The 13,266-nt window shown below is 61.4% G+C and carries 9 protein-coding genes; 5 read left to right on the forward strand and 4 right to left on the reverse strand.

Features of this window, described 5'->3' with window-relative positions:
- Positions 1–59: 59 nt before the first annotated feature.
- The gene (locus AC07XZ_RS05200; protein ID WP_085745833.1) at positions 60–2,141 is read left to right on the forward strand and encodes a putative bifunctional diguanylate cyclase/phosphodiesterase; all 2,082 of its coding nucleotides are present in this window, start codon (positions 60–62) and stop codon (positions 2,139–2,141) included.
- 85 nt (positions 2,142–2,226) lie between these two features.
- Complete coding sequence (locus AC07XZ_RS05205; RefSeq protein WP_007955033.1) at positions 2,227–2,973, forward strand: SDR family oxidoreductase; 747 nt, start codon at positions 2,227–2,229, stop codon at positions 2,971–2,973.
- 174 nt (positions 2,974–3,147) lie between these two features.
- Here AC07XZ_RS05205 and mapR read toward each other — a convergent pair whose 3' ends face one another.
- From mapR to AC07XZ_RS05220, 3 genes are all read right to left on the reverse strand, one after another.
- Positions 3,148–4,557 (reverse strand): GntR family transcriptional regulator MpaR, encoded by a 1,410-nt coding sequence (mapR, locus tag AC07XZ_RS05210; protein ID WP_039772397.1) that lies wholly within the window; start codon positions 4,555–4,557, stop codon positions 3,148–3,150.
- Between the two features lie 281 nt (positions 4,558–4,838).
- Positions 4,839–6,269 carry a cytochrome c oxidase accessory protein CcoG gene (ccoG, locus tag AC07XZ_RS05215; protein WP_102686272.1) on the reverse strand — a complete coding sequence of 477 codons (1,431 nt, stop codon included), beginning with the start codon at positions 6,267–6,269 and terminating at the stop codon, positions 4,839–4,841.
- A 195-nt stretch (positions 6,270–6,464) separates the two neighbouring features.
- On the reverse strand, positions 6,465–6,713 hold the full coding sequence (locus tag AC07XZ_RS05220; RefSeq protein ID WP_007952135.1) for a DUF3203 family protein: 249 nt from the start codon (positions 6,711–6,713) through the stop codon (positions 6,465–6,467).
- A gap of 123 nt (positions 6,714–6,836) precedes the next feature.
- Here AC07XZ_RS05220 and AC07XZ_RS05225 point away from each other — a divergent pair, with 123 nt between their 5' ends.
- Positions 6,837–7,373, forward strand: a complete 537-nt coding sequence (locus AC07XZ_RS05225; RefSeq protein WP_085745831.1) for an MgtC/SapB family protein — start codon at positions 6,837–6,839, stop codon at positions 7,371–7,373.
- On the opposite strand, the gene AC07XZ_RS05230 is transcribed toward AC07XZ_RS05225, so the two are convergent.
- A complete protein-coding gene (locus AC07XZ_RS05230; RefSeq protein ID WP_165369575.1) occupies positions 7,374–7,532 on the reverse strand; it encodes a hypothetical protein in 159 nt (52 codons plus the stop codon).
- A gap of 218 nt (positions 7,533–7,750) precedes the next feature.
- On the opposite strand from AC07XZ_RS05230, the gene AC07XZ_RS05235 reads away from it, so the two are divergent.
- Positions 7,751–9,748: an alpha-1,4-glucan--maltose-1-phosphate maltosyltransferase gene (locus AC07XZ_RS05235; protein WP_102686271.1), complete on the forward strand. Its 1,998-nt coding sequence runs from the start codon at positions 7,751–7,753 to the stop codon at positions 9,746–9,748.
- A 178-nt stretch (positions 9,749–9,926) separates the two neighbouring features.
- Positions 9,927–13,265, forward strand: coding sequence for a maltose alpha-D-glucosyltransferase (gene treS / locus AC07XZ_RS05240; RefSeq protein ID WP_102686270.1), 3,339 nt, complete (start codon positions 9,927–9,929; stop codon positions 13,263–13,265).
- The last annotated feature ends 1 nt before the right edge of the window (position 13,266 follow it).

Here is a 13,266-nt window from a genome sequence, read left to right on the forward strand (position 1 = left end):
GGCGCATTTGGCCCCGCCGAGAACGGACGCAGTACGGCGGGGTGGTCACGAGAATTCTCATGCTCATCGGTAGCTATTCCTTCACGCTGGTTTTCATTTCGCTGTGTGTGGCGATCCTCGCTTCCTACACCGCGCTCGATCTCACCGGGCGCATTGCCACTGCCAAGGGCCGCGCCGTGCATTTGTGGACGGCCGGCGGGGCGTTTGCCATGGGCATCGGCGTCTGGTCGATGCACTTCATTGGCATGCTGGCATTCAAGCTGCCGATCAGCCTCGGTTACGACATTTCAATCACCGCGCTTTCATTGCTGATCGCCGTGCTGTCCTGCGGTTTTGCCCTGTGGCTGGTCAGCCAGCCGAAACTGCCAGCCTGGCAACTGGCTTTTGGCGCATTGATCATGGGCGCCGGCATCAGCGCCATGCACTACACCGGCATGGCCGCGATGCGTATGCAACCGGGCATCGACTACGATCCGACACTGTTCGGCGCCTCCTTATTGATCGCCGTCGGCGCGTCCGCGGCAGCGCTGTGGATCGCTTTCCGACTGCGTCAACACTCGCCTTACGTGCGGGTGTTTCGGGCCGGGGCGGCGATTGTCATGGGTGTGGCGATTGTCGGCATGCACTACACCGGCATGGCGGCGGCGCGGTTTCCCGACGGGAGTTTCTGCGGCGCGGCACTCGGCGGTCTGAACGGCAACGGCCTCGACAATCTGGTGCTGATCACCACGCTGGCGGTGCTGGCCATCGCGCTGCTGACCTCGATTCTCGACGCGCGTCTGGAAGCCCGCACGGCTGATCTGGCCCATTCGTTGACCGTCGCCAACCGCGAACTCACCCAACTGGCCTTGCACGACACCCTGACCGGCCTGCCGAACCGCATGCTGCTGGACGACCGGATCAATCAGGCGATGAAAAAGGTCAACGAACAGGGCGGCTGTTTTGCGCTGATGTTCATCGATCTGGACGGCTTCAAACCGGTCAACGACGCTTTCGGTCACCACATGGGCGACCAGTTGCTGCGCGAAGTGGCGGTGCGTCTGCGTGAAGACTTGCGCAGCCTCGACACGCTGGCGCGGATCGGCGGCGATGAATTTGTCTTGCTGGTGCGCCTGACCGAGCCCAACGATGCACTGGGCCTGGCGGCGCGTCAGGTCGGCCTGATCGCGCAGTCGTTCCGGGTCGCCGAACATGAACTGCAGATTTCCGCCAGCGTCGGTATCGCCCTGTATCCGGGGAATGGCCAGAACGCCCAGGAACTGCTGATGAACGCCGACGCCGCGATGTATCACGCCAAGGGCGGCGGCAAGAACGGCTACAGCTTCTTCGACGCCTCGATGAACAGCAACGCCCGCAAGCAGCTGCAATTGCTGCAGGACTTGCGGGCGGCGCTTGAGCACGGCGAGTTCAGCCTGCATTACCAACCCAAATTCCATGCGGCCGATGGTCGTCCGGTCGGTGCCGAGGCGCTGGTGCGCTGGGAACATCCGACCCAAGGCATGCTGATGCCGGACAAGTTCATCGATCTGGCGGAGAAGACCGGACTGATCATTCCGATTGGCGAATGGGTGCTCAACGAAGCCTGCAGGCAGATGCGCGAATGGTACGTGCTGGGTTACACCGACTGGCGGATTGCGGTGAACCTGTCGGCATTGCAGTTCTGCCACTCAGGACTGGTGCGCAGCGTGGCCAAGGCCCTGGCCACCCACCATTTGCCGGCCAACAGCCTGACCCTGGAAATCACCGAAACCACCGCCATGAGCGACGCCGATGCGAGCATGACGGTGTTGCAGGAGCTGGCCGACATGGGCGTCGACCTGTCCATCGATGATTTCGGCACCGGCTATTCGAGCCTGATGTATCTCAAGCGTCTGCCGGCCAACGAGCTGAAAATCGACCGCGGTTTTGTCCGCGATCTGGAACACGACAGCGATGACGCGGCTATCGTCTCGGCGATCGTCGCCCTCGGTCAGGCACTGGGGCTGCGCATCGTGGCTGAAGGTGTGGAGACCGACTCGCAGCAGGATTTCCTGACGCAACTGGGCTGCGATTCACTGCAAGGTTATCTGCTCGGTCACCCGATGCCGGCGGATCGCTTTCTGCAGGACATCGCGCGCGGCAAACCATTGGCGGTGAGCTGAGCCGCTAATCGCAGGTCATGCAAAACCCTGCAATGACGGTTATTCTTGCCCCGACTGTCACGTGTGCATCGGGGGAAAGGCCAGCATGGATAAAGTCATTGTGATCACCGGCGGCGGTCGAGGAATCGGCGCCGCCACTGCATTGTTGGCTGCCGAGCAAGGCTACCGGATCTGCATCAATTACCAGACGGACGAACAGGCCGCTCACCACGTGCTCGATCAGGTGCGTGAGCGCGGCGCCACGGCCATCGCTGTGCGCGCCGATGTCAGTATCGAAGACGAAGTGATCGCGCTGTTCAACCGGGTCGACAGCGAACTGGGCCGCGTCACCGCCCTGGTGAACAACGCCGGCACCGTGGGGCAAAAATCCCGGGTCGACGAAATGTCCGAATTCCGCATCCTCAAAATCATGAAAACCAACGTCTTGGCGCCGATTCTCTGCGCCAAGCACGCGATCCTGCGCATGTCGCCCAAACATGGCGGGCAGGGCGGGAGCATCGTCAACGTTTCCTCGGTCGCCGCGCGGCTGGGATCGCCCAACGAATACGTCGATTACGCAGCGTCCAAAGGCGCGCTGGATACGTTCACCATCGGCCTGTCCAAGGAAGTGGCGGGCGAGGGGATTCGCGTGAATGCGGTGCGTCCGGGCTACATCTATACCGATTTCCACGCGTTGAGCGGCGACCCGGATCGGGTCAGCAAGCTGGAGTCGGCAATTCCGATGGCCCGGGGCGGCCGGCCGGATGAGGTGGCGGAGGCGATTGTGTGGTTGCTGTCGGACAAGGCTTCGTATGCCACCGGGACTTTTGTCGATCTCGGCGGCGGCCGTTAATGATCGTTCCCACGCTCCGCGTGGGAATGCAGCCCGGGACGCTCCGCGTCCCTTCCAGAGCTGGAACGAGGATCGTCCCTTGAGGCATTCCCACGCGGACGGTTCGACGCCTCGACGTGGGAACGATCATCGTCTAGGCGTTGAACTGGTTGCGTGGGAACGATCAGCGTTCTTTCAGAACGACCGCACAATCCGCCCCAACGTTTCCATCGCCTTCTCCGCATCCTCGGTCCACGGGCTGCCGTAGTTCAATCGAATGCAGTTCCTGAATCGCTGGGTCGGCGAAAAGATCGGCCCCGGCGCAATGCTGATCCCCTGCGCCAACGCCATCTGAAACAACTTCAACGAATCCATCTGCGGTGGCAGTTCCAGCCACAGGAAGTAACCGCCGGCCGGTTGGCTGACGCGTGTCTGCGCCGGGAAATAACGGGCGATGGCTGCGAGCATCGCGCTTTGCTGCTCTTCCAGGGCGTAGCGCAGTTTGCGCAGGTGACGGTCGTAGCCGCCGTGTTGCAGGTAGTCGGCGATGGCGGCTTGCGCGGGCATCGAGGCGCACAGCGAGGTCATCAGTTTCAGTCGTTCGATCTTTTGCGCGTAGCGGCCGGCGGCGACCCAGCCGATGCGGTAGCCGGGGGCCAGGCTTTTGGCGAACGAACCGCAATGCATCACCAAGCCTTCGGTGTCGAAGGCCTTGGCCGGTTTCGGTGCCTGCTGCCCGTAATAAAGTTCGGCGTAGACGTCGTCTTCGATCAGCGGCACTTGATGCTGTTTCAGCAGTTCCACCAGCTCCTGTTTCTTGGCCTCGGGCATGGTCGCGCCCATCGGGTTCTGGAAACTGGTCATGCACCAGCAGGCCTTGATCGGGTGCCGCTCGAGTGTCTGGGCGAGCACGCCGAGGTCGATGCCGTCGCGCGGGTGCACGGGGATTTCCACGGCTTTGAGCTTCAGGCGTTCGAGCACTTGCAGGCTGGCGTAAAACGCCGGGGCTTCGATGGCCACCAGATCGCCGGGTTCGGTCACCGCTTGCAGGCACAGGTTCAGCGCTTCGAGGGCGCCGTTGGTGATCAGCAGTTCTTCCATCGGCAGCATCAGCCCGCCGACCATGTAGCGCAGGGCGATCTGCCGACGCAGTTGCGGGTTGCCCGGCGACATGTCGGTGACCACCATGCGCGGGTCCATCTCCCGGGCGGCACTGGCCAGCGAGCGGGACAGACGCTGCAGGGGGAACAGGGTCGGGCTGGGGAATGCCGAGCCGAATGGCACGGTGCTCGGATCCTTGATTGATTCGAGTACCGAGAACACCAGTTCGCTGACGTCGACCTTGGTGGACTCGTTGACCTGGCTGCTGATCACCGGCTCCGAGAACGGGCTCGGGGCGTGGGTGTTGACGAAGTAGCCGGAGCGCGGCCGGGCACGGATCAGGCCTCGTCGTTCCAGCAGGTAATAGGCCTGGAACACCGTGGACGGGCTGACGCCGTAAGTCTGGCTTGCGTAGCGCACCGACGGCACCCGCTGACCGGGGCCGAGGACGCCGGAGCGGATCAGTTCAGCGATGTCGTCGGCGAATTTTTCGTAGCGTTTCATCGGGGGCCTTGGTACGTGGTGTTTGGTGTTTTTGTGGTGGGTCAGTGGCATCAGCCCTCACCCTAGCCCTCTCCCGGAGGGAGAGGGGACTGATCGGGGGATGCTTCAGAGTTACATCGACCTGATCGTTCTGCTGTGAATCCATAATCGACTCGGTTTTTCAGGTCGATGTATAACGCCAGACATTGCGGTCGGTTCCCTCTCCCTCTGGGAGAGGGCTAGGGTGAGGGGCAGTTGTACTGACACACCACACCCCCCGAAACCGCCGCCATCTTAAAGCCTCACCGATTCATCGGCGCAACAAACCGGCTCTTCGCCACGCTATAAACCTCAGGCTCATCACTGTCGGCAATCTTGAAACTCAAGGTCTGCGAGCTGCTGGCCGCGCGTTCCGTGGTCATCGCCACCGACACCGGCACATCGACAATTTCGCCCGGCGCCAGGCTCAGCTCAGTCTTGCCTTGCAGCTGGAAGCCGTCGCCATCCACCAGGCTCAGGTTGTAGTCCTGACGCTGCTGGGTTTTGTTGATGACCTTGAGGGTGTAGATGTTCTCAATCTGGCCCAGACCGTTCTCACGGAACAGACCACGATCCTTGGTCACGTCCAACGACACCATCGGCCTTTCCACCAACGCCAGGGCGAGGGCGCCGATCATCACCACCAGCACCGCGACGTAGCCGATCAATCTCGGGCGCAACAAGTGCGTCTTGCCACCCTGCAACTCGCGCTCGGAGGTGTAGCGAATCAGGCCGCGAGCGTAATTCATCTTGTCCATGATCGAGTCGCAAGCATCAATGCACGCCGCGCAGCCGATGCATTCCATTTGCAGGCCGTCGCGGATGTCGATGCCGGTCGGGCAGACCTGCACGCACAACTGGCAGTCGATGCAATCGCCAAGGCCGGCTTCGGCCGGTTTCATGTCGCGTTTGCGCGGGCCTCGGTTTTCGCCACGGGCCACGTCGTAGGAAATCGCCAGGGTGTCCTTGTCGAACATCACGCTCTGGAACCGTGCATAGGGGCACATGTGCATGCACACCGCCTCACGCAGCCAGCCGGCATTGATGTAAGTGGCGGCGGTGAAAAACAGCACCCAGAACAGGCTGACACCGCCGATCTGCAAGGTCAGCAACTCTTCGGCCAATGGCCGGATCGGGGTGAAGTAGCCGACGAAAGTCAGGCCGGTCAGTACGCTGATCGCCAGCCACAGCGTGTGCTTGGCCGCACGCCGCGCCAGTTTGTTCAGGCTCCAGGGCGCCGCTTGCAGCTTGATCCGCTGATTGCGCTCGCCTTCGGTGATCTTCTCGCACCACATGAAGATCCACGTCCACGAACTCTGCGGGCAGGTGTAGCCACACCACACCCGGCCGGCGAACACGGTAATCGCGAACAGGCCGAACGCGGCGATGATCAGCAGCGCCGAGAGCAGAATGAAATCCTGCGGCCAGAAGGTCGCGCCAAAGATGTGGAATTTGCTTTCGGAAAGGTCCCAGAGCACCGCCTGACGACCGCCCCAGTTCAGCCACACCGTGCCGAAAAACAACAGGAACAGAAACCCCGCGCCGCTCATGCGCAGGGTGCGGAACAGGCCGGTGAAGCTGCGGGTGAAGATCTGGTTGTCGCTGGTGGCGTGTTCCGCCTTCATTGGGCGCGCCGGTACTTTTTTGATCTGGGGAGATGCTTCTACGGTTCGGACGGGGATTCGTTCGCTCATGGTCGTTCGCTCATCAGCCTCCATCAGGCCAGGGAACTATGAGCGCCGATCTGTTTGCATAACAGACTCAGGTATTTCAATAAAAAGCGTATCAGATGGGTTTCGCACAAACGCCTGCGACAACTTGAAGCAGCCCGTGGGCCGAGGCGCAGACGCCTATCCCAGACGCCTGCGCCGCTTGTTGATCGAGGTCAGTCAAATCACCGAATCACTGTCGTCGGCCTTCAGGTGTTTGCGTCCATCCCGGGCGCCGGCGACGGTCAATGCATCAGCTTCGGCCTCGGTGACGTAGATGCGCCGTCCTTCCACTTCGACGAACGACATGGCTTTTTCGCTATCTGTCCTGACTTCCAGCGTGTCGCAGATCCGGATTTCCTCACCGTTTTCAACGGTGAAAAAACAGACTTTCGATTCCGGATTGCTTTCATCGATACGAAGGGGCATGGGGTTGTCCTTTTTTCACGGGAGTCTGAATCGTTAGGGTGCGCGGTTCTGCAGATCGTTCTACGCAACCGATTAATGGTCGGCGCTGTCCATCCTTTATCAACTCATAACAAGGACTGGCCGATGAACGCCTGGTGGCATGAAGTGTGGGAAACCCTGCAAGCGGAATTCGCCGACATCGGCGACGCCTCGCAGCTGACCCGGATCACCGTGCGCCTGTTGATGGCGGCCATATTGGGCGGGATTCTCGGGTTTGAGCGCGAGCACAAGGGCAAGGCTGCCGGGGTGCGAACGCACATGCTGGTAGCCCTTGGCGCGGCGTTGTTCGTGCTGGTACCGCAATTGTCCGGTTCCCAGGCCGACGCGATGAGCCGGGTGGTGCAGGGCGTGATTGCCGGGATCGGCTTTCTCGGGGCCGGCACCATCCTGAAAAATCATGAAGGCGACGAAGGCCACGTCAAGGGCCTGACCACCGCCGCCGGTTTGTGGATGACTGCCGCCATTGGCGTCGCGGCCGGTCTGGGCCGCGAGGCGACGGCGGTGCTCAGTACGTTGCTCGCGTTGGGAATATTCAGTGTCATGCCGCGGATCGTCAGGGTCTTCGAAAAGGATCACATCGAGAAGGACCGCATCGAGAAAGACCACAGCGACCTACGCTGATCAGACGATTACCGGCGGCATGGTCGTGGGTGGTTCTTCCTTCGGTGGTGGCGTGGTGCCAGGCGGTTCCTGTTCGGGAATCGGCTGCGGCTCGGTCTCGGGCAGGGTCGGTTTATCGATGTTCGGATCGGGTGTTTCAGCGGGAATCGGAATAGTCATCGGGTGAACCTCCGTGTGGCACTTGGCGTGGGACGTGCTTAAGTGGATTGACCACTTCACTGCGAAATCGATCCGATTTTGTAGCGCGGCAAATCCCTGTGAACTTTTCCCGGCGACGGCCGCTCGGAACCTGAGAGAGTTCATCATCGGGCGAAGGCCCGGCCGTGACCGCCAAACAGGCAAACGAGCGTCCTTGGGGCGTTAAGGAGAGATGCTCAATGACTGCTGAAAAACCCTCGGAACAGAGCTACAACCCGCATATACCGCTGTCGCAGGCCTTGCTGCTGCCGCGCATCGTCATAGAAAACACCGCGCCGACCCTCGACGGCGGACAGTTTGCTGTCAAGGCGATCGCGGGCCGCGAGATCGTGGTCACCAGCAAGGTGTTCGCCGACGGTCACGACAAACTGGCGGTGCGCATCCGCTGGCGCGAAGAGGGCGATGAGTCGTGGCAGACCGAGGTCATGTCCGATCAGGGCAATAACGGCTGGAAAGGCGTTTTCCAGCCACAGCGCGTGGGCCGTTATCTGTTTCTGATCGAAGCCTGGATCGACCAGTTCGCCAGTTTTCAGTACGAACTGGAGAAAAAGCACACCGCCGCCGTCCCGGTCAGCCTCGAGCTGCAAGAGGGGCGCACCATGGTGCAACAGGCCGCCGAGCGCAGTGAAGGTCAGCTCAGCGAACAACTGGCCGGCCTGCACCACGAATTGTCCGGCCTGCTCGAAACCGAGCAGGTCGCGTTGTTTCTGCACTCGCGCAGTGCGCAACTGATGGCCGAGGCCGATCACCGCGCCTACCTGAGCCTCAGCCCGGAATTCCCGGTGGACGTTGAACGCGAACTGGCGGAATTCGCCAGCTGGTATGAACTGTTTCCCCGCTCGATCACCGACGATCCCGCCCGCCACGGAACCTTCAATGACGTGCATTCGCGTCTGCCGATGATTCAGGACATGGGTTTCGACGTGTTGTACTTCACGCCGATCCACCCGATTGGGCGCAGCCATCGCAAGGGCCGCAACAATTCCCTGACCGCCGGCCCGGACGATCCCGGCAGCCCGTATGCGATCGGCAGCGAGGAGGGCGGCCACGAAGCGATTCACTCGCAACTCGGCACCCGCGAGGACTTCCGTCGGCTGGTGGCCGCCGCTGCTGACCATGGTCTGGAAATCGCCCTCGACTTCGCGATCCAGTGTTCCCAGGATCACCCGTGGCTCAAGCAGCATCCGGGCTGGTTCAACTGGCGGCCGGACGGCACGATCAAATACGCAGAGAACCCGCCGAAGAAATACCAGGACATCGTCAACGTCGACTTCTACGCACCGGAAGCGATTCCGAGCCTGTGGGTCGAATTGCGCGACATCGTGGTTGGCTGGGTGCAGGAGGGCGTGAAGATCTTTCGCGTCGACAACCCGCACACCAAGCCGCTGCCGTTCTGGCAATGGTTGATCGCCGATGTCCGTACGTTGTACCCGGAAGTGATCTTCCTCGCTGAAGCCTTCACTACGCCGGCGATGATGGCGCGGCTGGGCAAGGTCGGTTACACCCAGAGCTACACCTATTTCACCTGGCGCAACACCAAGGCCGAACTGGCGACCTATTTCAGCGAACTCAATGAATCGCCGTGGCGCGAGTGCTACCGGCCGAATTTCTTCGTCAACACCCCGGACATCAACCCGGCGTTCCTGCATGAATCGGGACGTCCCGGATTTCTCATCCGCGCGGCGCTGGCGACCATGGGCTCGGGCTTGTGGGGTATGTATTCCGGGTTCGAACTGTGCGAATCGGCGCCGGTGCCGGGCAAGGAGGAGTACCTCGATTCCGAGAAGTACGAGATCCGCGTCCGCGACTTCAACCAGCCCGGCAACATCATTGCCGAGATCGCCCAGCTCAACCGCATCCGCCGCCAGAACCCGGCGCTGCACAGCCATCTGGGCCTGAAGATCTACAACGCCTGGAATGACAACATTCTGTATTTCGGCAAACGCAGCGCGGACGGCAGCAATTTCATTCTGGTGGCCGTCAGCCTCGATCCGCATAACGTTCAGGAAGCGAATTTCGAGCTCCCGCTGTGGGAAATGGGCCTGCCGGACGATGCCACCACCCACGGCGAAGACCTGATGAATGGCCATCGCTGGGACTGGCACGGCAAGTACCAGTTCATGCGGATCGACCCGGCTTACCAGCCGTTCGGAATCTGGCGGATCACTTCTTCCTGATCGACTTGATCGGTTCCTGATCGTTCCCACGCTCCGCGTGGGAATGCCGCCATGGACGCTCTGCGTCCGCTTTGGGACGCGGAGCGTCCCGGTATGCATTCCCCACGCAGAGCGTGGGAACGATCAGCGATCAGCGATCTGCGCAGGGCGCCCTTATTGAATTCAACAGGAGTTTCACATGGCGAAGAAACCCAAGGCTGCCACCTTCATCAAAGACCCGCTCTGGTACAAGGACGCGGTCATCTATCAAGTTCACGTCAAATCCTTTTTCGATTCCAACAACGACGGGATCGGCGACTTTCCCGGCCTGATCGCCAAACTCGATTACATCGCCGAACTCGGCGTCAACACCATCTGGCTGTTGCCGTTCTACCCCTCGCCACGCCGCGACGACGGTTACGACATCGCTGAATACCGTGGCGTGCACAGCGATTACGGGACAATGGCCGATGCCAAGCGGTTCATTGCCGAAGCGCACAAGCGTGGGTTGCGGGTGATCACCGAGCTGGTCATCAACCACACCTCCGATCAGCACCCGTGGTTCCAGCGGGCGCGCAAGGCCAAGCCCGGTTCGGCGGCGCGGGATTTCTATGTGTGGTCGGATGACGACCAGAAATACGACGGCACCCGGATCATTTTCCTCGACACCGAAAAGTCCAACTGGACTTGGGATCCGGTAGCCGGCCAGTACTTCTGGCACCGCTTCTATTCGCACCAGCCGGACCTCAATTTCGACAACCCGCAAGTCATGAAAGCCGTGCTGTCGGTGATGCGCTACTGGCTGGATATGGGCATCGACGGCCTGCGCCTGGATGCGATCCCGTACCTGATCGAACGCGACGGCACCAACAACGAAAACCTTCCGGAAACCCACGACGTCCTCAAGCAGATCCGCGCCGAGATCGACGCCAACTACCCGGATCGCATGCTGCTCGCCGAAGCCAATCAATGGCCGGAAGATACTCAGCTGTATTTCGGCGACACAGACGCCGAGGGTGTGAATGGCGATGAATGCCACATGGCGTTCCACTTCCCGCTGATGCCCCGGATGTACATGGCGCTGGCCCAGGAAGACCGCTTCCCGATCACCGACATCCTGCGTCAGACCCCGGAGATCCCGGCCAATTGCCAATGGGCGATCTTCCTGCGCAACCACGATGAGCTGACGCTGGAGATGGTCACCGACAAAGAACGCGACTACCTCTGGAACTACTACGCCGCCGACCGTCGCGCTCGGATCAATCTCGGGATTCGCCGGCGTTTGGCGCCGCTGATGGAGCGTGATCGCCGCCGCATCGAACTGCTCAACAGTCTGCTGCTGTCGATGCCCGGCACGCCGACCCTGTATTACGGCGATGAAATCGGCATGGGCGACAACATCTATCTGGGCGACCGCGACGGCGTGCGTACACCGATGCAGTGGTCGATCGACCGCAACGGCGGTTTCTCCCGCGCCGATCCGGCCAGTCTGGTACTGCCGCCGATCATGGACCCGCAATACGGTTATCAATCGGTCAACGTCGAAACCCAGGCCGGTGACCCGCATTCGCTGCTGAACTGGACTCGCCGCCTGCTGGCGGTGCGCAAGCAATCCAAGGCATTCGGGCGCGGCACGCTGAAAATGCTTTCGCCGGCCAACCGCCGGGTGCTGGCCTACACCCGTGAATACACCGGGCCGGACGGCAAGCACGAAATCATTCTGTGCGTGGCCAACGTATCCCGCAGTGCGCAAGCCGTTGAGCTCGACCTGTCGGCCTACGTCGGCATGGTGCCGGTGGAGATGCTCGGCGGTAACGCGTTCCCGCCCATCGGCCAGTTGAGTTTCCTTCTGACTCTGCCGCCCTACGGTTTCTACTGGTTCGGCCTGGCGGCGGAAAACCAAATGCCGAGCTGGCACGTCGAGCCGGCGCAGAGCCTGCCGGACTTCACCACGCTGGTGCTGAAAAAGCGCATGGAAGAACTGCTCGAAGCGCCGTCCCGCGCCACCCTCGAACAGGCGATCCTGCCGAGCTGGCTGCAAAACCGCCGCTGGTTCGCCGGCAAGGACGCCGCCATCGATCAGGTCAAACTGGCCTACGGCGTGCGCTTCGGCGACGCGCAGCATCCGGTGCTGTTCAGTGAAATCGAAGTGCAGAGCGGCGGGCAGACCAGTCGTTACCAATTGCCGTTCGGCTTCATTGCCGAAGATCAGGTCGGGCCGGCGTTGCCGCAACAACTGGCCCTGGCCCGAGTGCGTCGGGTGCGTCAGGTCGGGTTGATCACCGATGCGTTCAGTCTCGAAGCGTTTATTCGCGCGGTGCTCGAAGGCATGCAGAGCGGAACGGTGCTGGAATCCAGTGAGGGCGAGATCCGTTTCGAGGCAACGCAACTGGAAAAACTTGGCCTCGGTGCGGAATCCGAAGTGCGCTATCTGTCCGCCGAGCAATCCAACAGTTCGGTGGTGATCGGCAACAGTCTGGTGCTCAAGCTGATCCGTAAAGTCGCTTCTGGCGTACATCCGGAACTGGAGATGAGCGCTTACCTGACGGCGGCCGGATTTGCCAATATCTCTCCGCTGCTCGGCTCGGTGATTCGCCGGGACGGGAAGGGCGAAGACAACCTGCTGATGATCGCCCAAGGCTACCTGAGCAATCAGGGCGATGCCTGGGAATGGACGCAGAACAACCTTGAACGGGCGCTGCGCGATGAATTGGCGGACGCCGTGTCCGAACAGGCACAGCACTACAACGCCTTGGGTGAACTGAAGGATTTCGCCGGCATGCTCGGCCAGCGTCTGGGGGAAATGCATCAGGTGCTGGCAGCGCCAAGCGACAACCAGGACTTCGCGCCGCAAGTCAGTTCGGCCAAGGATGCGCAGGCGGCCGGCAAGGATGTCGCGGCGCAGGTCGAGCATGCGCTGAAACTGCTCAAGCAGCATCAGGGCGAACTCGATGCGGCGGATCAGAAGCTGGTCGGTCGGTTGCTCGACAACAAGAAAACCATCCTTGCCCACGTGCAGGAGTTGGCCAAACAGTCCGCTGGCGGCTTGCGGATCCGCGTGCACGGCGACCTGCATTTGGGGCAGGTGCTGGTGATCAAGGGCGACGCCTACCTGATCGACTTCGAGGGCGAACCGGCGCGGCCACTGGCCGAACGCCGGGGCAAGCACAGCCCGTACAAGGACGTCAGTGGTGTGCTGCGTTCCTTCGATTACGCCGCGGCCATGGCCCTGAATGTGCACAACGTCGACAACAGCCCCGAGGCCGAAGCCGCGCGTCGGCGGGTCACGGAGCGTTACCTGCGTGAAGCCCGGGAAGCATTTCTCCAGGCATATCGCCAAGCGGCAGCTAGTCTTGATCATGCCTGGCAAGATCCTGAAGGTGCCGACGCCGCACTGGCGTTGTTCGGTCTGGAGAAAGCGGCCTACGAAGTGGCCTATGAAGCCGAAAATCGCCCCACCTGGCTGCCCGTGCCGCTGCACGGTCTGTACGGGTTATTGACGGGGCTCAAACCCTTTTCCGATCTTGGTGGAGAGTAGT

Source organism: Pseudomonas sp. GW458-11-26-14-LB4 (assembly GCF_059423925.1).

Coding starts and splice junctions, on each gene's coding strand:
- AC07XZ_RS05200 (WP_085745833.1), top strand. CDS start 60: ATGCTCATCGGTAGCTATTCCTTCACGCTGGTTTTCATTTCGCTGTGT.
- AC07XZ_RS05205 (WP_007955033.1), top strand. CDS start 2,227: ATGGATAAAGTCATTGTGATCACCGGCGGCGGTCGAGGAATCGGCGCC.
- mapR (WP_039772397.1), bottom strand. CDS start 4,557: ATGAAACGCTACGAAAAATTCGCCGACGACATCGCTGAACTGATCCGC.
- ccoG (WP_102686272.1), bottom strand. CDS start 6,269: ATGAGCGAACGAATCCCCGTCCGAACCGTAGAAGCATCTCCCCAGATC.
- AC07XZ_RS05220 (WP_007952135.1), bottom strand. CDS start 6,713: ATGCCCCTTCGTATCGATGAAAGCAATCCGGAATCGAAAGTCTGTTTT.
- AC07XZ_RS05225 (WP_085745831.1), top strand. CDS start 6,837: ATGAACGCCTGGTGGCATGAAGTGTGGGAAACCCTGCAAGCGGAATTC.
- AC07XZ_RS05230 (WP_165369575.1), bottom strand. CDS start 7,532: ATGACTATTCCGATTCCCGCTGAAACACCCGATCCGAACATCGATAAA.
- AC07XZ_RS05235 (WP_102686271.1), top strand. CDS start 7,751: ATGACTGCTGAAAAACCCTCGGAACAGAGCTACAACCCGCATATACCG.
- treS (WP_102686270.1), top strand. CDS start 9,927: ATGGCGAAGAAACCCAAGGCTGCCACCTTCATCAAAGACCCGCTCTGG.